Genomic DNA, 20,526 nt, shown 5'->3' on the forward strand with positions numbered 1-20,526 from the left:
GCGTCTGGTTACAGGCCGGGCTTGTTTATTATGCGACAGTAAGGTTAAGCGGCAATATCAGTAAAAGCCGGTAGCGGCTTTTACTAGCTCGTTTAGCAGCAAGTAGCAGAAGGCACCGTAAAACGCGACCAAAGGAAAGGCCATCACGCTAAAATCCAGCGTGACAAGCAGACGCCAGGGGCTGGTGAATAAGCGGGCCACGGCCACGCCTGGACGTCGGATGCCCGGCACGTTTTTCGGCCAGACCGACCACAGTATCAGAAACTCAATCAGCACCATAAACAGCGGTGTCAGTCCGTGAAAACCCTCTCCTCTCGCCGGCATTTGGCTGATGGTAATAAACAGCACGCCGGCAAATAAAGCAGATAACATCACCAGCGATAATCCACATTCCAGCAAAAGAAACAGGCCGCTCATTCCTTTTCGTCGTGCTAACCCTAAAATAATCAAGTCGTTAAGGTAGAGATAAAAGATCACGATGCCGAGAGCTATCAGCCCGGTAGTGGAACTCAGCGACAGCGTGAGATGCAAAATCACGCTCCAAAACGCTAACAAAAATATCCCCTGCCAGCTCAGCGCACAGCGGGAGGTGCTAATAAATTCGAGCATAACGGGATTCAGGCGCTGCACCAGTTCAGGAAAGGTCGCCCAGAGCATATTGACCTGGTGCGCCATGCGGGTAATAAGCCCCGGCACCAGACGTACCCAAAACGGCACCGAGGTTCGTTCATTGCGCAGCAGATCCCACACGATGCGCGTATATCGGCTGCCGTGCGTTGATTCAATGTTCACCTGAGCCCAGGCACGTTCACGCTCGGTGGCATGAACTTGCGCATAAAGCGCGTTCTGTAACTCTTCGGGCACCCGATAGCTGCTGCTGTACTGGTCCAGCTCCCACGCCAGCAGATCGCTGACCCGATCCACCAGCCACTCTGCCAGCCCAGGCTGCTGCGCCAGAGCCGCAGCCAGCTGATGATGGAACTGTTGCTGTTGCAGCAGATTACCTTCGCGCATTACGCGTTGATATAACGCATCCAGTGCCGCAAGCTGCTGCGCCCCGTGTTCAACCAGCCCAAAGGCCAGCGTTTCTATCTCTTCCTGGGTATAAACCGGCGTTAGCCAACGCTGTTCTGCAGCAGGCGGAGATGTGGCGTGGTCCGTTTTTACCTTAAACTGCGTTTCTGTTGACGGTTGAACGTCATTAGCTTCATCGGAGGAGTCGGCCCATTGCGGGCTGCTGAGGCTGTTTTTTGCCTCCTCGAAGGCTTCACGCAGCCGCTGGTAGCCTTGCGGATCGCTGTCGGGACGATGTTTTTTCAGCAGGCGCGCATAAGCACGCCGGATTAACGCTTCGTCGGACGTTGGTTCAATGCCCAAAACCTGCCAGCTGTTCATTTTGATCCCCTTTCATCAAACTGCGACAGGGCCTCGTAAACTTTCTGGCGTACGTCGGCAATCCGGCGTTCATCCTGGCTGGCCAGCGCCTGCTCGAATACGCTCATTACGTTATCTATCCAGGCGCGTTCCTCTCCAAGCAGCACTTCAAACAGACGCGAACCGCGCAGCAGCAAATCGCGATTCTCCTGGCGATCGCGCGGATGGCGCTTGAGATCGTTTAGTTTTTGCAGGCTCTGCTCAATCAGCTCCTGACTCATCTGGCCGGGCACTTTCTCAATTACCATCCGGGAGGCGTTCGGACTCTCATTGTGTTGGCATTCAATTTCCAACAGACCATCCAGCGTATAGGTAAAACGGATATCCAGCGATACCTCGCCTGCCTTGCGCGGTGGCACTTCAATGTTCATTTCGCCGAGATAGACGTTATCTTTTACCCGCCGCCCTTCACCCTGATAAATTTTCAGCAGGACACAGGTTTGGTTGTCGGCAACGGTACTGACCGTTTTGCTTTTACTGACCGGCAGCCAGGTGTTGCGCTCAATAAGGGGCAGGAAAAAGCCCTCTTCCAGTCGACCATAGCTCTCTTTTGCCGTTTCCACCCCCAGGGAAAAGGGCATCACATCGGTAAGAATAATCTCTTCCACCGCGGCGTCTTCCATCACCATGCCTGCCTGTACCCCAGCGCCCAGGGCCACCGCTTCATCAGGATGAAGATCGTGCCGGGGAAAGCGACCAAACAGACGCGCCACTGCCTGACGCACCAGCGGCATACGCGTCGCGCCGCCAACTAACAGCACATGATCGAGTTCCTGCAGGGAGAAACGTGCATCGTGCAGCGCCTGCATTACCGGCTGCTGTAAGCGAGCGATCAGCGTTTGACAGCAGTGGTCAAGCTGTTCTTCATTCATACTCCAGCACCAGCGCCTGTCCTGCCATATCAGCTCTGCGCTGGCTTCCGGCAGATTGCTCAGGGCAAGTTTCAGCCGTTCGGCCTGCTCCAGCAATATCGGCTTAACCGCTGGCAATGCCGCTTTCAGTTCCGGCTGCTGGTTGAGCATCCACTGGCAGATCGCTTCGCTGAAATCATCACCGCCAAGCTGAACATCGCCGCTACTGGCGCGCACTTCAACCACGCCCTCAAACATATCAATCACGGAGACATCGAAGGTGCCGCCGCCTAAATCAAAAGTCAGATATTTTTGTTCGCGATTTTCCAGCAGTCCGAACGCCAGCGAGGCTGCCGTCGGCTCGTTGAGCAGACGCAGCACGTTAAGCCCCGCCAGTTTTCCGGCGTTTTTTACCGCGCGGCGCTGCACATCATTAAAGTAGGCGGGTACGGTAATCACCGCATCAGTGATGCTCTGGCCGAGCCAGCTTTCCGCATCCTCTTTTAACTGACGCAATAAAATGGCGGAGAGTTCTTCAGCGCGAAAGGTTTGCGTCCCCAGTCTGAGGGCAGCTTCGCTGCCCATATAACGTTTAAAACTGGCCTGAGTAAGGTGAGGATGGGTAGTGAGCCGTGTGTGCGCAGGCTGACCGATAAGAAGATGACCTGCATCATCCAGCCCGACCACTGAAGGGGTTAACCTGGCACCGTATTTATTGGCTATCAGCTGCGCTTTACCATCTTGCCATACCGCCACCGCGCTGTTGGTGGTTCCCAGATCGATCCCTATTACCTGCTTAGCTGCCATGCATACTCCCAAAAAAGTGTCCTGTTTTTATTGGCTTTATTCAGCTGGCTATGCTGTTTAGCGCTTTAACATTGAGGAAGGTGATACCTCTATTTATCGTCGCAGGTGCGCGAATCTTTAACCGGCTAGACGCAACGCATGCCAGCTTTAGGCCGTTCATCTCGTTGATATAACTAATGACTGCCACACATTTTATAACAGCGCGCATCCTACTATGCCCTGCGGTTGTTGCTCCAGTTGCAGAGGGTAATGGTGCCACCGGCCACCGCGTGGCGCCGCTCCAGCCGCTCTTTTTTGCCCTCTGCGCCGTTGACGAAGACATCCACAACCCGCCGTTATGCCGTGGGTTATATCCGGGATCATCGGCAGTTTGAGCCGTCGCCCGCCATCACCTTTAAGGGCCACTGGATGGCGACACTGGGGTTCAGCACCGGCCAGATGATCGAGGTGATCACCGGGCCGGGAGAGTTGATCATCCGGCTGGCAGGGGAAGGATAAGTGACCAAGTTACACAGTAAAATCCCAGCCAATTGGCTGGGATTTTGTTATCTTATAACAGGGCTACTTTTTATTTTTATTGAATCGCCACGGATAATCCAGACACTTCCGAACCGTTGATAATACTGGTTTTCGTATTCAGTAGGTGGCATCTGATCGCCAGAACCATGCCGGCGCCTTCTGTTATAAAACATTTCGATGTAATCAAAAATATCGCTGCGGGCCTCTTCCCGCGTTCCGTAGATCTTTTTCTTTATCCGCTCGCGTTTCAGTAGCTGGAAAAAGCTTTCTGCAACCGCGTTATCGTGGCAGTTACCGCGACGGCTCATGCTGCCCTCTAGCCGGGTCACAGCTTGCTGTGACCCGGTGAACCGTCTGCCGGGCGCGGGCTGGCGAAGCCCGCAAGCGCTGTACAGCGCTCTAAGGTATGGAAGGCTGAGGGAACGAACGGGTTTGCATGACCGCACGGAACCGGGGCGGGATGCGGAAGCTGGCGAGGCGGGAACGAGCAACGCAGTGCGAGCCGCCGCAGCCAGACGACGCCGGGCGGGCATTAACTTCTTTTTAGCGGAGGCCGTCAGGCCACTTCATTGTGGATTTACTCACACACAGCGATGCGGCCGGTGCCGCCAGGGAGGGCGGCCCCACCCTGCACCACAACGCGGGCGCGCACGACATAATGTGTATTATGCGATACGAGCCGCAGGACGCGGCGAAGATGAGCTGTCCGGGCAGGCGGCGAGCTTCGCATAATACCTGCACATTATGTTTAATGGTCAGGCAGCGGCCACATCCCGACGGCCATGTTGCGTGGCCTGTGCCGCTGCCTGACCATTTACCCCCGCGCACACGGCTCCCGGTGAAGGCAGATCGCCGCAGGGACGCGGCGCTCTGCCGCGCACGGAACAACTCAGCTCACAGGAGCGGGCTAACTTTACGGGCTGTCCGGCGAGACCGGCGGCCAGCACCGGGCTGTGTGGATCAGCGTCACTATCCAGACGATACCGGCTTCTTCATCCAGCTCATACACAAGCCGGTAATGTTCATGCGGTATCAGCTCCCGCGTGCCCACTATTTTTCCCGGCGCGCCCATCAACGGCTGCTCTGCCAGCCTGGCCGCTGCTTCACTGAACCGCTCATCCATTTCCGCTGCAGCCAGCGGGTTTCGTTCGGCAAGGTAATCCCATATCGCTGTACGGTCATCAAGCGCTTCCGGCGCCCAGCGCACCCTCATACCTTACCTGCCGCTCTGGTCCGCCGTGCTGCGAACAACTTTTCAACCTCTTCGTTATCCACGCCTTCACCTGACCGGATGGACTGCCGTCCTCTCTCCACTTTCTGCGCCAGGTAAGCATCATAAGCCCGGCTTTCGCTTTGACGCCGGATGTACTCCCGCATCAGTTCGCGTATCACCTGAGAGGCCGGTCTGTCGCTGGCCTTTGCTGCGGCGATGAAGTCTTCCCGCAGCGAGCTTTCCAGTTTCATTGTGAACACCGCTTCTTTTGCCATCGCTCTTTTCCTCATTTCGCCTGAGTACTGACCAAGTATATACCTTATCATTACCTTTACTCCATCCCGCCTGGTTTCTTACTCTCCCGCTGCTCCGCCGGATGCGTACTGGCATGCACCGCCTGAAGCGCCTTTATGCTCACCTGTGTGTAGAGCTGCGTACTCTCCACGCTCCTGTGTCCCAGCATCGCCTGTATCCACCGCAGGTCCGCGCCGTTCTTCAGCATCTGCGTCACCATCGCGTGGCGGAACAGGTAACAGCTTCCACTGTCGATGCCCGCCGCTCTCAGATACGGCCCCCGTACAGCTGCAACACCCGGCCACGCGCTGCCGGATCATGACTCTCAGACCAGCCCATAACCGGCACCCCGGAAGTGGTCCTGACGGGTGGTTTCACGCAGCACGCCCAGCCCGGTCAGGCGGGCACGTAACGCTTTTCCTTTCTTCGCATTCGGCGACAACCCCGCCGTTACTCCTGTAACCCCAGCGCTAATATTAGTATTGCTAATATTGTTGCTGAAATTTGCCGTAATATTCCCTGCCGCCTGAATAACGCCACGGTAAACATTGCCGCTGCCGACCGTTTCATAGGTAAAAGGCCCATCAAGCGTATAGAGTATGCTTTTACTTTTAGGCGAGCCTCCGGCACCTGAAGAAGGCCTGGCTGGGTTTATCGCTCCCACACCGTAACGATAGGTGCCATATTTTGTTGTCGTGCCTTCTGTCCAGGTTTTGTTATTAAGATCGCTGCCTGACAGGGCAATATTACGTTCAGCTAAAATCGACGAAGCGAAATTTTCCAGATTATTAACCTGACCATTTATATCGCGTCCGGATGAAATACGAGATTGATTGCCACCAGGATTGACGGTAACGGTGGTTACGCTTATTGGAACTTTCTGTACATCCGCCCGCGAATAAGGGGCGTAATGGGGAATTTTTTCAGACCACCAGTCGCCATGGCCATGGTGCATTGGGCCTTCGGTATAGTAAATGCCATAGCTTCCTGCTGGCAGCCATGATACGGGAATGCCGATGCTCGTTTCGCCGGTTGCCCAAGCCGGTATAGATGAGGTAGAGACCTGCTCATTCGCACTAAACCCCGCCCGCTCATTCAATAAATGCCCGGTTTTAACCGAAATATCGCCGTTCTGCGTCTCAATATTGCCGGAGCTATTTATCACCTCGGCATTGGCATTGCCTGCCGCATCGCGCTGCATCCACAGACTGTTACCTGCCAGCATATCGCCCTGCTGGTTTTTAATGCTGTTCGCGTAGAGGTAGAGATTATTTGCCGCATAAAGCAGCGCGGTATTAATAATGCTGCCCGGCGCGTTAAGCGTCAGATTGCCGAGCGTACCGGTAAAGCCATCCAGCGTGATATCACTGCGACTGGTAAGAGCAATATTGCCGCCGCCCTGAAGCGTACCGCTGCCGTTCATCGCAATACGGTTGCCGCTTAGCGTACTGTCGCCGCTGCCGCTGGTAAGCTGGCCATTATTGGACAGATTGCCGCCCGCGCCGACCGTCAGCGCCTGGCCCTGCATGGTGCCCTGGTTTTCCAGCGCGCCGTTGCTGTTGACGCTCAGGCGGTTGCCTGCAGCCAGCGTCCCCTTATTGGTAAAGCTATTGATTAGCTTCAGCGAGGCATCGCCCAGAGCGACAACCTGGCCCAGCTGATCGAAGCCGTTGCTGCTTAAGACCATGTTGCCGCCGCTAAACAGCTTGCCTGCCGCCTGTTGATTGATCTGGGTAGCGGTCACGTTCAGCTGATTATTGCCTAATAAGGTGCCGCTGTTGGTCAATTGCTGATAATTAACCGTGAGATTATTGCCCTGCGCGCTGCCCTGATTATTAAATCCATTGCCGGTCAGCGTGCCCTGCTGCTGCGCCAGCAATGTCCCGCTGTTGCTGCCGTTGGTGGCGTTGAGAATTAGCTGTGTTGCCTGTAGCCAGCCGGTGTTGGTCAACTGCGGCGTGGTTAATGTCAGGGTATCGCCGGACAGCAGCTTGCCAGCGTTATTCGTCAGTCCGGTAGTTTTAATGCCGGTGGTTCCGCCGCCCTGAATCAGGCCGTAGTTGTAGAGTTCCGGCGCGGTGAGCGTCAGCCCGTTCTGGCTGATAAGCGTGCCGCTGGCGGCGTTCGTCAGGCGCCCGTTCAGCGTCAGCAGCAGGTTTTTATCGCCCTGTATCCGTCCGCTGTTGTCCAGCGCGCCGCTGGTGATTTCCAGCTCGCCGCCCTGAATACGTCCGGCGTTATTAGTCGATGCGGTTTGCAGATTCAGCTTGCCCGCCGTGAGCAGCGTTTTATCCTGCTGCTGGGTTAACGCGCCATTGAGTTTAACCGTCAGACCGTCAACGCCGCTGATGTTGCCGCCGTTATTCAGCGTATTGCCGTTCAGCGTCAGGTTCTTAGCTATCCATTCTCCCTGATTGGTTAACGCCAGCGCCTGCAGCGCCGCCGTACCGTTCGCGGTAATTTTGCTGCCTGCCGTTGAGTCCAGCTTATCTGTAAGCTGCAGTTGCAGGCCGTCGGCGCTCTGGATTGCGCCGCCGTTAGTCAACCGCTGCGCGTTCAACAGAATTTGCTGCCCCTGCCAGCTGCCGTTGTTAGTGACGACGTCACCATTGATCGTCAGCGCCCCCTGCGTCAGCAGCGAGCCGCCGTTGTTATTGATCAGCTGGCGTGCGGAAGCTGCGGCCATTAGCATGATGCGTCCCGCCGCCTGCGGCAAAGCGCCTAACGTTAGCGCCTGCAACCCAATCAGGCTGCCCTGATTCACCACTTTTGCTGGTGCGATCGCCAGCGTTTTACCCTGCACCGATCCGCTGTTGTCTAACCTGTCGCCAGTTAGCGTCATCGCGCCTGCGCTCAGCAGATCGCCCTGATTGATCAGCGTCTGCGCCTGAATTTGCGCGTCGCCCTGGCTTAACAGGCCGCCGTTATTAACCAGCTGCCCGGCGACACTGGTGGTCAGCTCGCTATTGCCCAGCAGCGATCCCTGATGTCGCCAGTCGTTAGCGGTTACCTGCGCCTGCTCGCCTTGCAGTGTGCCATCGGTGATCAGCTGTTCGCCGGTCAGCGACAGCAGCCCGCCGGATAGCGTGCGGCTGCCTGCGGTGCTGCTCAGGCTGTCGCCCTGCGCATCGAGCAGAGAACTTCCCTGCCATAATCCCCCGTTATTCAGCGTCTGACCGCGTAACATCAGGCTGTCGGCCATAATTTTTCCGCTGTTCAGCAGGCTGCTGGCGGTCAGGCTGCCGTTGCCCTGGCTCAGCATCTTGCCACTGTTATTCAGCTCATCGCGTACGCTGCCGGTTAGCGTCTCACTAGCGTTAATCGTGCCGTGGTTAGCCAGCGAGCCCAGGTTAAAATCGAGCCGTTGGCCCTGCCAGCTACCATCATTACTGATACTGTCGCCATGCAGCGTCAGGTTGCCGCCGCTCAATAAGCGGCCATTGTTCTGGTTATCCAGCTGCTGCGCCGTGATATCCAGACGATTATCACCCTGCACCACGCCATTATTATGTAACGCGTCGGCGGTCAGCTTGACATCCTGCGCGACAAGCGTACCGAGGTTATTCAGCGTCTGCGCATTGAGCGTCGCCTGCTGTCGGGCCAGCAGCTCGCCGCTGTTGCCGAGCGTTTCATCGGCATGCGCAACAACCGCATCCGCCAGTATCCGCCCGCTGTTGCCGAACTGACGCGCAGTAACATCGAGCGCGCCGTTAACCTGCAGCAAACCGTCGTTATCCAGCCGATCCAGCGTTAACGATAACGGGCTGCCGCTCAGCAATTCACCGTCTTTTTGGTTAGTTAGCTGGCTATTATTCAACGCCAGCGTGCTGTTGCTCTGTAACAGACCGCTGTTGGTCAGCAGCGGCGCGGTAAGGTTGACCTGATCACCCGCCAGCTTGCCCTGGTTAAAGATCTGTCCGGCTGATAAGGCGAGCGCTTGCTCGCTTATCAGGCTGCCGACGTTATCGATCCTGTTGTTTACGGTTGCATCCAGCTGTTGAGCGGCGCGAGCGCTGCCACCGTTCTGCCAGTTCTCAGCGTTAATCTGCAGGCTGTCCGCCTGTAGCGCCCCCTGGTTATCCAGCTGCGTAGCGGAAACCGCCAGCGAGCCGCCGCTCAACAGCTGCCCTGCGGCATGGTTGCTGATAGTGTTGCCGTTCAGCGACAAGCTGTCGTTGCCTTGCAACAGCCCGCTATTGATGAGATCGCCCTGTAAACGTAACGCCTGCGCCAGCAGCCAGCCGCTGTTATCTGTGCTGTCAGCCTGTAGCTGAATGCCATGCTGACCCAGAATTTTGCCGCTATTATTAAGCGTTGTGACCTGAAGATCGGCGTCGTTGCTGCTAAGCGTGTTGCCGCTGTTCTGCCAGTCGTGGGCTTTTAGCGACAGTTTGTCGCCCTGCATTAATCCCTGGTTATTAATTGTGTCGTTCTGCAGCGCCAGCGCTCCGCCGCTGAGCAGCGTGCCGTCGTTGTTCAGGCTGTCACCGCTAAGCAACAGTCCGGTGTCGCTTGTAATCAGGCCGCTGTTGTTTAAGGTGGGTAAATTAAGCTCGACGTCGTTGGCAGAGGCGATGCTGCCGCCGCTGAGGTTATCCAGCCGATCGGCGGAAAGCGTCAGGAGGTTGTTGCCCTGGATCAGACCGCTGTTAGTCAATTGCGAAGTACCGAGCGCTAGCTGCGGCGCGCTCAGCGAGCCCCGGTTAAGCAGCTTGCCGCTGGTCATTTTCAGCGTCTCGCTGCTGGCTATCGCGCCGCCGTTTTCCAGCGTATCGGCAAGGGTTAACTGCGTCGCTCCCTGCGAACTCAACGTGCCGGTTTGTGTTAACCGATCAGCCTTAATCTCGCTGCGTTTGCCGCTGAGCATTTCGCCGCTGTTGGTTAGCGTGCTGCCTTCTATCGTCAGGCTGTCACCGACCATTTTGCCGCTGTTGTTCAGCTTGCTGGCATTAACGAGCTGATCGCCCTTTACCACCAGCGCGCCGCTGTTTTCCACCTGCTGCGCCCTAAGATTAAGCGTCTTGCCTGCAGTAAGCTGGCCTGCGTTATCAATGCTGTTACGCGCCGTCAGGGCGATGTTTGTCGCGCTATCTGCCGCACTGTTCTTATCGGTTTTAATCTCCGCGGCGCGCAGTTGAATATCTTTGCCAGCAGTAAGTTTGCCATTGTTGAGTGCGAGCTGGCCGCTGCCGCTCAGGGCGATGGCGCTATCGCTGACCAGAGCGCCCGCATTCAGCGTCACGTCCCGTTGAGCGTTAAGCGTTACCGCGCCACCGGCTTTGTGATCGCCGCTCAGCGCAATGCTGTCGCCTTTCGCCGTCAGCGCGCCGCTGGTCAGGCTGTTTTTCAGCGTCAGCTTGCCGCTGGCATCCAGCACCATATCACCCTGACGCGCGTTCAGATTACCGAGGTTAACGCCTACGCCTTTTTCGCTGGAAATCAGATGGATACGATTGGCGTACATGCCGCCCAGCGCGCCGGTATCCACCGCCACGCCCGGCGCCGCGCCAGCACCGGCTATCGGCGTCACGCTGCCATCCTGCGCAACCCGGTTCGCCCCGGCGATTAGCGTCAGATCTTTGGCGTGAATGGCGGCATTGATTTCAGTGGCGCGCGCGATAACAGAGAGCGCATCGCTCTGGCTGGCGTCCAGCCCCTGCCCTTCGACAATGATGCTGCCTTTACTTACCTCCAGCGCCTGCAGATTGCCCTGCGCATCCAGCGTTGGTTTGCCGGTGGTTAAGGTGGCGTTCGGCGTATTGATAAAACCGCAGCCGTTACAGGTAATTCCGTAAGGGTTAGCGACCATGACGTTGGCCGCCTTGCCCGCGACTTCGGTGTAGCCCTGGAGCTGGGAGCGATTCGCGCCGGTAACTTCGTTGATAATCGCCTTCGCTTCCTGCCCGGCTTTCAGATTAGGGTTGTTCTGGATCAGGCCGCCCAGCTGCGTCTGATTAAGCTGGCCAGTGGCGTTGTTGAGGATCAGTCCCTCTTTGCCAACGTTATATTGCTGATACTGGTTATGCGAGAGGCCAGCCTGGTTCGGCTTGGCGATATTGATCACCGGCACGCCGTTGGCGGCTTTATCCAACTGCGTGCCTTTACCGACCGGCGTAATGTTGGCCGCCAGCGCGGGCAACAGCGGTTGCCAGGCGATTAATGCGCAAATCAGGTAGCTCAGCAGACGCTGAGAAAGCGGAACGGGCTTGTGCTGATTATCCATAATCCTGGCCTCTTAAATAACGAAAGCTATCCGGTAGTAAAGGCTGAAACGATCTGGCGCCAGCCAGCTGGGATAGCTGACCGGAACGCCAAGCGTGAACTGGGTAGATACATAGCGGTTGCGCGCGTTAAGCCCGACGGCGCTGCCCCACAGCGTGCCGGACGCCCAGGGATCCTGCGCATCTTTTTGCAGCCAGCCGCCGTCCAGCGCCAACGTGGCGCTCACCTCGCCGATAACGGGCAGCGTAAACAGACGGTAATTGAGTTCATTGCGCCAGTAGCCGCCGTTGTCGCCGGAAAGATACTGCTCTTTAAAGCCGCGTACCGAGCTTTCGCCGCCGATCGTCAGGCGCTCGCTGCCGTAAAGCCGGTCCGGCGACCACTGCCCGTAAGCGCTGGACAGCCACCAGAGATCCTGAGTGATAGGACGCTGAAAACTGGCGTTCAGGCTCCATTTGCGAAACTCCGCCTTCGGCAGATCGCCACGCTTGCCCGCGTCATGCTCGGCTGCAAACCAGGGCATGCCGCGGCTGAAGGTGGGGTTGAAGGTGGTGACGCCGCCGACAATTTTTTGCGTATGGTTGATACCGAGCTGAAAGCTGGTCAGGCGGCGACTGCTGCTGCTCAGCAGCGTGTCGTTCAGCCAGTTATGGCTGCTACGCTGGCTTAATCCTGCCATCAGGCCGGTTTTAATATCGCCGTTGCGAAAAAATACCCAGGAACCGGTCAGCCGATGCGCCTGGCTATCGCCATGCGACAGCCATTTGAAGCCGTTATTGTTGATGGTGCTGCGGTAGTCGCTCCAACTGTAGCTGTAATCAAGCAGACCATAACCGTAAGGCACGCTGACGCCCGCCTGAAAATTTTGCGCATCGCGCGCGTGAGAAAAAGCGCTGCTGCGGCCGCCGCCGATAAACCATTGGTCCGCCAGTCCTAACAGATTATTGGCTGTCAGGGAGCCGTTAAGTTGCCCCTGGCCAGTGCTTTTCTGCCCGCTGTTATCAAAACTTATTGCGCTGGTAAGCGGAAATTCCGGCGTGGCGGTTAAATTAACAATGGAATAGCCGGGATTATCGCCGGGCAATATTTCAATCTGTACCGGCGTAGCGCGTAACCGGTTAATTTGCTCCATGCCTTGTTCTATATCGCGCAGGTTAAGCAGCTTGCCGATCAGACCAGGAAACGCCATGTTTAGCTGGCGCGAGGGGCCGCCTTCCAGACGAATAGCCTGTAGTTTTCCTTCCAGCACGGTAATATGCAGCTCGCCGTCGGCAAGGTTCTGTTCGGTAATAAAAGCGCGGCTGGTAGGTAATGCTGCCAACTTACTGATTTAGTGTATGATGGTGATTTTAAGGTGCTTGCGTGGCTTCCATTTCCATCAGATGTCCTTCCTGCTCCGCTACTGAAGGCGTGGTGCGTAACGGCAAAAGCACTGCCGGACATCAGCGCTATCTCTGCTCTCATTGCCGTAAAACATGGCAACTACAGTTCACTTACACCGCCTCTCAGCCCGGTACGCACCAGAAAATCATTGATATGGCCATGAATGGCGTCGGATGTCGCGCCAGTGCACGCATTATGGGCGTTGGCCTCAACACGGTTTTACGTCACTTAAAAAACTCAGGCCGCAGTCGGTAACCTCGCGCATACAACCGGGCAGTGATGTGATTGTCTGCGCTGAAATGGACGAACAGTGGGGCTACGTCGGTGCTAAATCACGTCAGCGCTGGCTGTTTTACGCGTATGACAGGATACGGAGGACGGTTGTGGCGCACGTCTTCGGTGAACGCACTCTGGCCACACTGGAGCGTCTTCTGAGCCTGCTGTCGGCCTTTGAGGTCGTGGTATGGATGACGGATGGCTGGCCGCTGTACGAATCACACCTGAAGGAAAAGCTGCACGTTATCAGCAAGCGTTACACTCAGCGCATTGAGCGACATAACCTGAATCTGAGACAACATCTGGCAAGGCTGGGACGGAAGTCACTGTCGTTCTCAAAATCGGTGGAGCTGCATGACAAGGTCATCGGGCATTATCTGAACATAAAACACTATCAGTAAGTTGGAGTCATTACCCGGCTGGTAATGTAGCCCCGGCTGATATACCACTGCGAAACATCGCGAATAAGCTGATTAATTTGCGGCATGCCGAGGCAACGGCTGGAATAAGGTGCGGTCAGCCGCTGCTGCTGTTTTTCATTAAGCAGCGTGGCCTGTTCAATAATGATGTGATGAATGGTGATGCAAGCGCCTTGCGGTTCGGCGGGCGCCGGACTGGCAGGTAAACGCGTATCTATGCTGCGCTGTAGTTCTTCGCGCTGCTGCTGGTTTTGATCCAGACGTTGCTGCTGTTCCAGCTGCACCTGATTGCGATCCGCCGGCGAAAGCGGCGCTGCATGTGCGTTAAACAGCCCCAGCGCGGCAGCCAGCACTATGACTTTCCCTGTATGTGCCATCATCATAGGTCGATTGTTGAATGAGTTTAATCTTATTTTTGATGCAGCGCAGAATACCAGCTAAATAACTAAAGTTTCATGGGAGCAGAAAAAAAACAATTCTTTATTAATTTGAGTTAACGAGAAAAATAGTTCTCCGCTTAACCCAAATAAATTTATTTATTAACAGATCGTCGTCACATATCTGTTTTCACCGTCGTACTGACCGTTGCTAAAAACGCGCACTGCCACTTTCACTTATCAGTTCAAATAATATCTACGTTAAACTATTTCAGTTAAATCTTGTGAGGTTGCTATGCAGAAAATAATAAAAAAGCCTGCATAACGCAGGCTTTCTGTTGAGCTGTAAAGATAGTAGAAAAAATCAGAAGGACATTTTCACGCCTGCATAATAAGCGCGGCCCGGCTCGTTATAAGTCGATGCACCTTCATTTTCACGATAAACGCGTTTGTCCAGCAGGTTGCTAATACCGGCGTTCAGATGCAGGTTTTTTGTCAGCTCGTAATTAACGTTAAAGCCGACCACGGAATAAGCGCCAATCTCTTTATCTGACAGGCCACCTTTTTCTTCTTTGTTAATTTCCGCATAGGTGCGCGGTTTCTGGCGGCCATACAGCGTCCAGTTAACATTAGCAGAGAGCTTATCGGTGACTTGATAATCAAGCATATTATTAATGGTATACTTCGGAATGATCGACAGCGGGTTACCGGTCTCTTTATCTTCTGAGGTGATCATATAAGTTACATTAGTTCGCCAGCTCAGCGTATCCTTCACTAACGGAACGACCAGGTTACCTTCCAGCCCTTCAACTACCGCTTTACCGCCGTTTTCCCAGCGCAAAATGTGATAACCGTTACTGGCTACGCCAATCAAATCGGTGCCGGAAACAATCTTATTTTTATAATCGTTGCGGAACCAGGTGATACCGGCATCGTAACCCGCGTTTGTAAATTCAATGCCCACCTCTTTGTTGACACTTACTTCCGGGTCGAGATCGTCATTGCCCATCAAGTAACACTGACTTTCAATACCCAGCGGGCAACCATTACCACGGGTAGAGAGCAAATAGCCTTCGCTTGACTGATAGAGGTTTGGCGCTTTGAACACGCGCGCAATACCTGCTTTCAGCTTGAAGTAATCACCCAGCTCCTGTGACAGGTTCAGGCTCGGGCTCCAGTTGTTACCGAACTTACTGTGGTGATCCAGACGCAGGCCCGGAATCAGCGTAGTGCCCGGCAGCGGCTCGATATTATCTTCGAAATAAACCGCGCTTAAATCGGCGCTGTTTTCACTGCTGCGCTTCGTCGGATCGCCAGAGATGCCACCAATATCGACGTCGCCCGCGTCCATCATCGACATTGATGCCGGATCGTCCAGCTCTTCGCGGTTCCACTCGGCGCCCAGCGTAATATTCTGTTCCACCAGCAGATCGAGCGGCACATTAATCTCACCGTTGGCGCGGTAATTTTTCAGACGGCTGGTCGCGTACTCATCGCTGTTGATCATCCCTTCAACTTTACCGCCGGCGCCCTCTTTCAGACGGGTGTTGTTGGTTTTCTCATAGGAAAAGCCCAGCCGCGACTGACCCCAGTCCCAAATGCCGTTATGCGTAATGCCGTAAGTCTGGCGATACATACGGTTGGTTTCGTGACCGTAGAGATCCTGAATGCGGTTGCCAGGGCTGAGGTTGCTGTTGCTGTACTGGGTATCGCCCGCGTAAATATTGCCCTGGCGGCTGTAACCGTAGCTGAAATCGATAATCTGCTCCGGCGTCAGTTTCCAGGAAATCAGCGTATTAATATCTTTATTGCGCACGCCTTCATGACCGGCGGCATAAGAGCCATTCTGGGCGTTGTTAATATCCCAGGCATCCGCATCGGTTTTGTTAATATTACCGTAGAGACGCATCGTCAGCGCGTCGCCTGCCAGCGGGCCGCTGAGGCTGAAGTTGGCGCGTTTGGTCGCCCCTTCTTTGTCATCTTCCGGCTGGTTGGTAAACAGCGACAGGCTGCCATGCCAGTCGTTGGTTGGACGCTTGGTGGTGATATTAATCACACCGCCCGCCGCGCCGGAGCCATAACGCGCCGCTGCCGGGCCGCGCAGCACTTCAATACGCTCAACCATTTCCGGCGGCACCCAGTTGGTATCGCCGCGCGTATCGCGCTCGCCGCGCCAGCTGTAGCGTACTGAGTTGCGTGAGGTGGTCGGCACGCCGTCAATCAAAATCAACGTATTTTCCGGTCCCATCCCGCGAATATCGATCTGCCGGTTGTTGCCGCGGCTGCCGTTTGCGGTGTTGCCGGTCAGGTTGACGCCTGGCATTTTGCGAATAATGTCGGAAAGGTCGTTTACCGGCGGGCTTTTCTCAATGTCTTCAGCGGTGATAATCGATACGCCCGGCTGCTGTTTGAGTTCTTCTTCTGCCGTGGCGCGTACCGTCATTACGCCATCTTCAGCCGGGATTTCATCGGCCGCCTGACTGGTACCGTTGAAGCAGAGCAACAGCAACAGCGCGCATGGACGCAACTGGAAAGACTTTGTATGAATCATGCTACTAATCCCTGATAAATGTATATGATTGTTTCCGGGGCAACATGATAACGATTATTATTTCCATTACACTGCCTGACGTCCAATCTTCACAAAATCTCCATAATTAACGCCATATAAAAGCGGCACTATTGTGCCTGCTTTACTAAAAACTTTAAAAAACAATATATTATTTATTAACCATAGTTAGCAGCAATGGAAACTATTGCCTGATCCTGCCAATTTTTATCGCAGCCCGAATAAAACAGAGCGCTGTTCAAGCCGTTAAGACGGGGGTATGATTCGCCGGCCGCATCAAGAATGCGAATCATATTCATTAACAGTAGCAGTCCGCCTGTTAACATTTTCAGGAGAGAAAATGCGTCTATCTTCCATTTTTACTACCACGATTCTGGCCGCATCCTTAGCCCTCGCCGGATGTGATGATTCCACGGCGCAAACGGCCTCAGCGAATACCATCAAAGTTGAACATGCGCAGGGAACCACCTCGGTTACGCCGTCGCCGCAGAAAGTGATTGTGCTGAATCCCTCGACGCTGGATAACATGGATGCGTTACAGATTCCCGTCGCCGGCGTGCCGAAAAACAGCGCGCATCTGCCCGCATTTTTGTCAAAATATCAGGGTGAGTCTTACCTGAATGCCGGTACGCTGTTCGAACCTGATTACGAAACCATCAGCAACGCCAAACCTGACCTGATTATTGCCGGTGGCCGCGCGCATGACGCCTACGATAAGCTCAGCGCCATCGCGCCGACCATTGCGCTGGATGTCGATCCTCACCACTTTACCCAGAGCCTGACGCAGCGCGTGGAACAGCTGGGCGAGATCTTTGGCAAGCAGAAAGAAGCCAAAACGCTAACCGACGCCTTTAGCGCCAAAATCGCCGCCCTGCGCGCGCAGTCTGAACATGCGGGCAGCGCGATGGTCATTATGATCAGCGGCGGAAAAATGTCTGCCTATGCGCCCGGCTCCCGCTTCGGCTTTATTTTTGACGAACTGGGCTTTAAGCCTGCCGCCGCTTTTACCCAGGCGGGTAAACACGGCAACGTCGTCACCTCTGAATTTATTATGAATACCGATCCCGACTGGCTGTTCGTGCTGGATCGCGACAGCGCTATCGGCCGCGCCGAAGGCGAGTCTGCACAGCAGGTGCTGGATAACGCGCTGATTCATAAAACCAAAGCCTGGCAGAACAAACACATCGTCTACCTTGACTCTGCTTCGCTTTATATCGCTGGCGGCATTCAGAGCTACACACGTTTAATGGATAGCGTAAGCGCCGCACTGAACAACGCCAAAAGCGAGTAATCATTAACGTAATGAAGAGTTTCAGCTTTGTCGCAGGCCTGGTGATTTTGCTGGGCCTGATGACCTGGAGTCTGTTTGTTGGCGTCAGCCACGTGACGCTGTCCCGGCTGTGGAGCGATGCGGAAATCCGCGATGTCTTTTTTCTCAGTCGGGTGCCGCGCACGCTCGCGCTGTTGCTGGCGGGCAGCGCGGTGAGCGTGGCCGGGCTGATTATGCAAATGCTGACCCAGAACCGTTTCGTTGAGCCTTCCATTGCCGGCACCACGCAGTCGGCCAGCCTGGGTTTGCTGCTGGTGATGATCGTCAATCCCGCCGCGCCGGTAATGGTAAAAATGGTGGTCGCCACGCTGTTTGCGCTGGCGGGCACCGGTCTGTTTCTGCTGGTGCTGCAGCGGATGCGCATTAAAACGCCGCTGATGGTGCCGCTTACCGGCATTATGCTCGGCGCGATTTTCAGCGCGGTTACCACTTTCCTGGCGATGGAATTCGATCTGCTTCAGTCGCTGGGAAGCTGGGAAGCGGGCGACTTTTCCGGCGTGCTGCAGGGTCGCTACGAGCTGCTGTGGCTGACCGGCCTGTTGACGGTGCTGGCCTGCATCATTGCCGACCGCTTTACCGTGGCTGGCATGGGCCGCGAGTTTGCGGTGAATGTCGGGCTGAACTATCGCCGCGTGGTGTTTCTCGGCATGGGTATTATCGCGCTGATCAGCGGCGTGGTGATCGTGGTGGTCGGCGTGCTGCCTTTTCTCGGCCTGATCGTGCCTAATCTGGTTAGCCTCGCCATCGGCGATAATTTGCGCCGTACCATTCCGTGGGTCGCGCTGTGCGGCGGCGGACTGGTAGTGCTGTGCGACATTATTGGCCGCCTGATCAGCTTCCCGTGGGAAATTCCGGTCAGCGTGATCCTCGGCTGCCTGGGCGCGGCGATCTTTTTGCTGCTGATTTTAAGGAGTCGCCGCTATGCAGGCTGAAAGTTCCGTGCGTCGTCCGGCGCGGCGCTTATCTTTCGATACGCCCGGTAAACGGCTGGCGGGCTTAAGCGTGCTGGCGCTGGCCTCCATCGTGCTGTTTATGACCATCAACCTGCGCGGCAACATCAGCTATATTCTGGTGCATCGCGGGCTGATCCTCGCCACCATGCTGCTGGTCGCCTTCTCCTCCGGCGTCGCCACGCTGCTGTTTCAGACCGTGACCAATAACCGCATTCTTACGCCATCGGTAATGGGGCTGGAAGCGCTGTTTATTCTGATTCAGACGCTGCTGATCTTTTTTATCGACGCTAATGGCCTGCGTATGCTTGGCACCGTCGGGCAGTTTATCTGCGAGGCGCTACTGCTGGTGCTGTTCTCCACCTTTCTTTACCGCTGGCTGCTGGGGCGGATCGGCGTCAATCTGCATATGGTGCTGCTGGTCGGCCTGGTATGCGGCACGCTGTTCCGCAGTATCTCCAGTCTGCTGCAGCGCCTGCTGGAGCCGGGCGAGTTCGCTATTCTACAAAGCCGTATTTTCGCCACTTTTACCCGCGCCGCGCCGGAGATCATCGCTCTTTCCGGCCTGGTCGTGCTGGCGGTTGCGCTGATAATCTGGCGTATGCGCCATAGCCTGGATGTGATTGCGCTGGGACGCGATATGTCTATTGGCCTCGGTGTGCCCTGGCGCCGTCGCGTGACGCTGGTTTTACTGCTGGTCTCGCTGCTGGTGGCGCTCTCTACTGCGCTGGTCGGCCCACTGACCTTCTTCGGCCTGCTGGTGGCGAACCTGACCTATCAGCTGATGGGTTCGCATCGTCATCACTATCTGCTACCCGGCGTGGTACTGACCGGCATCATTACGCTGGTCGGCGGCCAGGTGATTCTGGAGCGCGGGCTGAATATGGCCGGTTCGCTTTCCGTGGTAATTGAGTTTGTCGGCGGTGCGCTGTTCCTCTGGTTTTTGATTAAAAAGGCTGCGGTGTGATTGAAGTAAAAGAGATTAATAAGAGCTACCAGAATACGCAGGTGCTGAAGCGCATTAGCGAAACCATTCCGGCAGGCGGCATCACCTCAATTATCGGTGCCAACGGCGCGGGCAAATCGACGCTGCTGTCGGTGATTAGCCGGTTGCTGACGGCGGACAGTGGCAGCGTGTGGGTAAACGGGCTGGAAGTGGCAAAAACGCCCGATGAGCAGATGGCGAAAGTGCTGTCGGTGCTGCGCCAGGAAAACCATTTTACCAGCCGCCTGACGGTGGAAGATTTGGTCGGCTTTGGTCGCTATCCCTGGTCTAAAGGGCGTTTAACTGAGGATGATCGCCAGCATATTGTCACCGCAATGGAATTTCTCGATCTGCTGCCGCTGAAGAATCGTTATCTGGACCAGCTCTCCGGCGGCCAGCGTCAGCGCGCCTGCGTAGCGATGGTGCTGTGTCAGAACACCGATTATGTGCTGTTGGATGAACCGCTCAATAATCTGGACATGAAGCACAGCGTGGCGATGATGAAACAGCTGCGGCGGGCGGCGGACGAACTACATAAAACCATTATTCTGGTGATCCACGACATCAATTTCGCCTCGGCTTATTCCGACCATATTATCGCCATGAAACAGGGCGAAGTCCTTTATCGCGGCACGCCGCAGGAAATCATGCGCCCCGAAATTATCGAAGCGATCTTTGATACTAAAGTGCATATCGAAACCCTGCAGGGCCAGCATATCGCCATCTATTATCGTTAAACCTGCCGCTCAGTTCGCCTGCCTGTGGCGGGCGAACTGCCTCGCTTACGCTTTCTATACGAAAATTTACCTAAAAAAATAAAGTGTGATGAACATCAAAAGGTGTTAGGTTTCGCCACCGTAATATAAAACTTTATATGGCGATGAGCATAAAATGAAC

Annotated in this window: 13 protein-coding genes and 3 pseudogenes; 6 read left to right on the forward strand and 10 right to left on the reverse strand. The window is 55.4% G+C overall.

Going from position 1 to position 20,526, the window contains the following annotated elements:
* Positions 1-57 precede the first annotated feature (57 nt).
* Positions 58-1,395: a J domain-containing protein gene (locus P3C52_RS02195; RefSeq protein WP_275553595.1), complete on the reverse strand. Its 1,338-nt coding sequence runs from the start codon at positions 1,393-1,395 to the stop codon at positions 58-60.
* Positions 1,392-3,092, reverse strand: a complete 1,701-nt coding sequence (locus P3C52_RS02200) for a molecular chaperone HscC (protein WP_275553596.1) — start codon at positions 3,090-3,092, stop codon at positions 1,392-1,394. The genes P3C52_RS02195 and P3C52_RS02200 overlap by 4 nt, the downstream gene beginning before the upstream one ends.
* A 249-nt stretch (positions 3,093-3,341) precedes the next feature.
* On the opposite strand from P3C52_RS02200, the gene P3C52_RS02205 reads away from it, so the two are divergent.
* Positions 3,342-3,590: a SymE family type I addiction module toxin gene (locus P3C52_RS02205; RefSeq protein WP_275553597.1), complete on the forward strand. Its 249-nt coding sequence runs from the start codon at positions 3,342-3,344 to the stop codon at positions 3,588-3,590.
* Positions 3,591-3,637: 47 nt separating this feature from the next.
* Here P3C52_RS02205 and P3C52_RS02210 read toward each other — a convergent pair.
* From P3C52_RS02210 to P3C52_RS02240, 6 genes and pseudogenes are all read right to left on the reverse strand, one after another.
* Positions 3,638-3,922 (reverse strand): annotated as a pseudogene (locus tag P3C52_RS02210) (IS3 family transposase); the annotation flags it as partial.
* 602 nt (positions 3,923-4,524) lie between these two features.
* On the reverse strand, positions 4,525-4,824 hold the full coding sequence (locus P3C52_RS02215) for a type II toxin-antitoxin system RelE/ParE family toxin (protein ID WP_275553598.1): 300 nt from the start codon (positions 4,822-4,824) through the stop codon (positions 4,525-4,527).
* Positions 4,821-5,099 (reverse strand): antitoxin of toxin-antitoxin stability system, encoded by a 279-nt coding sequence (locus tag P3C52_RS02220; RefSeq protein WP_275553599.1) that lies wholly within the window; start codon positions 5,097-5,099, stop codon positions 4,821-4,823. Before P3C52_RS02220 ends, P3C52_RS02215 begins: the two co-directional genes overlap by 4 nt.
* Before the next feature lie 56 nt (positions 5,100-5,155).
* Positions 5,156-5,395 (reverse strand): annotated as a pseudogene (locus tag P3C52_RS02225) (tyrosine-type recombinase/integrase); the annotation flags it as partial.
* Positions 5,392-11,341 (reverse strand): annotated as a pseudogene (locus P3C52_RS02235) (filamentous hemagglutinin N-terminal domain-containing protein); the annotation flags it as partial. The pseudogenes P3C52_RS02225 and P3C52_RS02235, both read right to left, overlap by 4 nt.
* A gap of 12 nt (positions 11,342-11,353) precedes the next feature.
* Positions 11,354-12,661: a ShlB/FhaC/HecB family hemolysin secretion/activation protein gene (locus P3C52_RS02240; RefSeq protein WP_275553600.1), complete on the reverse strand. Its 1,308-nt coding sequence runs from the start codon at positions 12,659-12,661 to the stop codon at positions 11,354-11,356.
* 41 nt (positions 12,662-12,702) lie between these two features.
* On the opposite strand from P3C52_RS02240, the gene P3C52_RS02245 reads away from it, so the two are divergent.
* A protein-coding gene (locus P3C52_RS02245) for an IS1 family transposase (protein ID WP_275553601.1) occupies positions 12,703-13,400 on the forward strand; the annotation gives its coding sequence in 2 pieces (ribosomal slippage) (positions 12,703-12,952 and positions 12,952-13,400; 699 coding nt in all).
* Here the strand turns inward: P3C52_RS02245 and P3C52_RS02250 are convergent.
* Both P3C52_RS02250 and P3C52_RS02255 read right to left on the reverse strand, forming a co-directional pair.
* A complete protein-coding gene (locus P3C52_RS02250; RefSeq protein ID WP_275553602.1) occupies positions 13,394-13,801 on the reverse strand; it encodes a POTRA domain-containing protein in 408 nt (135 codons plus the stop codon). The genes P3C52_RS02245 and P3C52_RS02250 overlap by 7 nt on opposite strands.
* A 358-nt stretch (positions 13,802-14,159) precedes the next feature.
* Positions 14,160-16,346 (reverse strand): TonB-dependent siderophore receptor, encoded by a 2,187-nt coding sequence (locus P3C52_RS02255; RefSeq protein WP_275553603.1) that lies wholly within the window; start codon positions 16,344-16,346, stop codon positions 14,160-14,162.
* Positions 16,347-16,704: 358 nt separating this feature from the next.
* On the opposite strand from P3C52_RS02255, the gene P3C52_RS02260 reads away from it, so the two are divergent.
* Genes P3C52_RS02260 through P3C52_RS02275 form a run of 4 tightly spaced genes read left to right on the forward strand, consistent with a single transcriptional unit; the run spans position 16,705 to position 20,366 of the window.
* Positions 16,705-17,655 (forward strand): siderophore ABC transporter substrate-binding protein, encoded by a 951-nt coding sequence (locus P3C52_RS02260; RefSeq protein WP_275553604.1) that lies wholly within the window; start codon positions 16,705-16,707, stop codon positions 17,653-17,655.
* 11 nt (positions 17,656-17,666) lie between these two features.
* Positions 17,667-18,626, forward strand: coding sequence for an ABC transporter permease (locus P3C52_RS02265; RefSeq protein ID WP_275553605.1), 960 nt, complete (start codon positions 17,667-17,669; stop codon positions 18,624-18,626).
* Positions 18,616-19,611 (forward strand): iron chelate uptake ABC transporter family permease subunit, encoded by a 996-nt coding sequence (locus tag P3C52_RS02270; protein WP_275553606.1) that lies wholly within the window; start codon positions 18,616-18,618, stop codon positions 19,609-19,611. The genes P3C52_RS02265 and P3C52_RS02270 overlap by 11 nt, the downstream gene beginning before the upstream one ends.
* On the forward strand, positions 19,608-20,366 hold the full coding sequence (locus tag P3C52_RS02275) for an ABC transporter ATP-binding protein (protein ID WP_275553607.1): 759 nt from the start codon (positions 19,608-19,610) through the stop codon (positions 20,364-20,366). Before P3C52_RS02270 ends, P3C52_RS02275 begins: the two co-directional genes overlap by 4 nt.
* The last annotated feature ends 160 nt before the right edge of the window (positions 20,367-20,526 follow it).

The organism is Mixta sp. Marseille-Q2659, assembly GCF_940807255.1.
Lineage (GTDB): Bacteria > Pseudomonadota > Gammaproteobacteria > Enterobacterales > Enterobacteriaceae > Mixta.

Excerpts from the sequence above, each read along its gene's own strand:
- P3C52_RS02200 (WP_275553596.1), bottom strand. The coding sequence starts at position 3,092 with ATGGCAGCTAAGCAGGTAATAGGGATCGATCTGGGAACCACCAACAGC.
- P3C52_RS02270 (WP_275553606.1), top strand. The coding sequence starts at position 18,616 with ATGCAGGCTGAAAGTTCCGTGCGTCGTCCGGCGCGGCGCTTATCTTTC.
- P3C52_RS02195 (WP_275553595.1), bottom strand. The coding sequence starts at position 1,395 with ATGAACAGCTGGCAGGTTTTGGGCATTGAACCAACGTCCGACGAAGCG.
- P3C52_RS02220 (WP_275553599.1), bottom strand. The coding sequence starts at position 5,099 with ATGGCAAAAGAAGCGGTGTTCACAATGAAACTGGAAAGCTCGCTGCGG.
- P3C52_RS02260 (WP_275553604.1), top strand. The coding sequence starts at position 16,705 with ATGCGTCTATCTTCCATTTTTACTACCACGATTCTGGCCGCATCCTTA.
- P3C52_RS02205 (WP_275553597.1), top strand. The coding sequence starts at position 3,342 with ATGGTGCCACCGGCCACCGCGTGGCGCCGCTCCAGCCGCTCTTTTTTG.
- P3C52_RS02255 (WP_275553603.1), bottom strand. The coding sequence starts at position 16,346 with ATGATTCATACAAAGTCTTTCCAGTTGCGTCCATGCGCGCTGTTGCTG.
- P3C52_RS02250 (WP_275553602.1), bottom strand. The coding sequence starts at position 13,801 with ATGATGATGGCACATACAGGGAAAGTCATAGTGCTGGCTGCCGCGCTG.
- P3C52_RS02215 (WP_275553598.1), bottom strand. The coding sequence starts at position 4,824 with ATGAGGGTGCGCTGGGCGCCGGAAGCGCTTGATGACCGTACAGCGATA.
- P3C52_RS02265 (WP_275553605.1), top strand. The coding sequence starts at position 17,667 with ATGAAGAGTTTCAGCTTTGTCGCAGGCCTGGTGATTTTGCTGGGCCTG.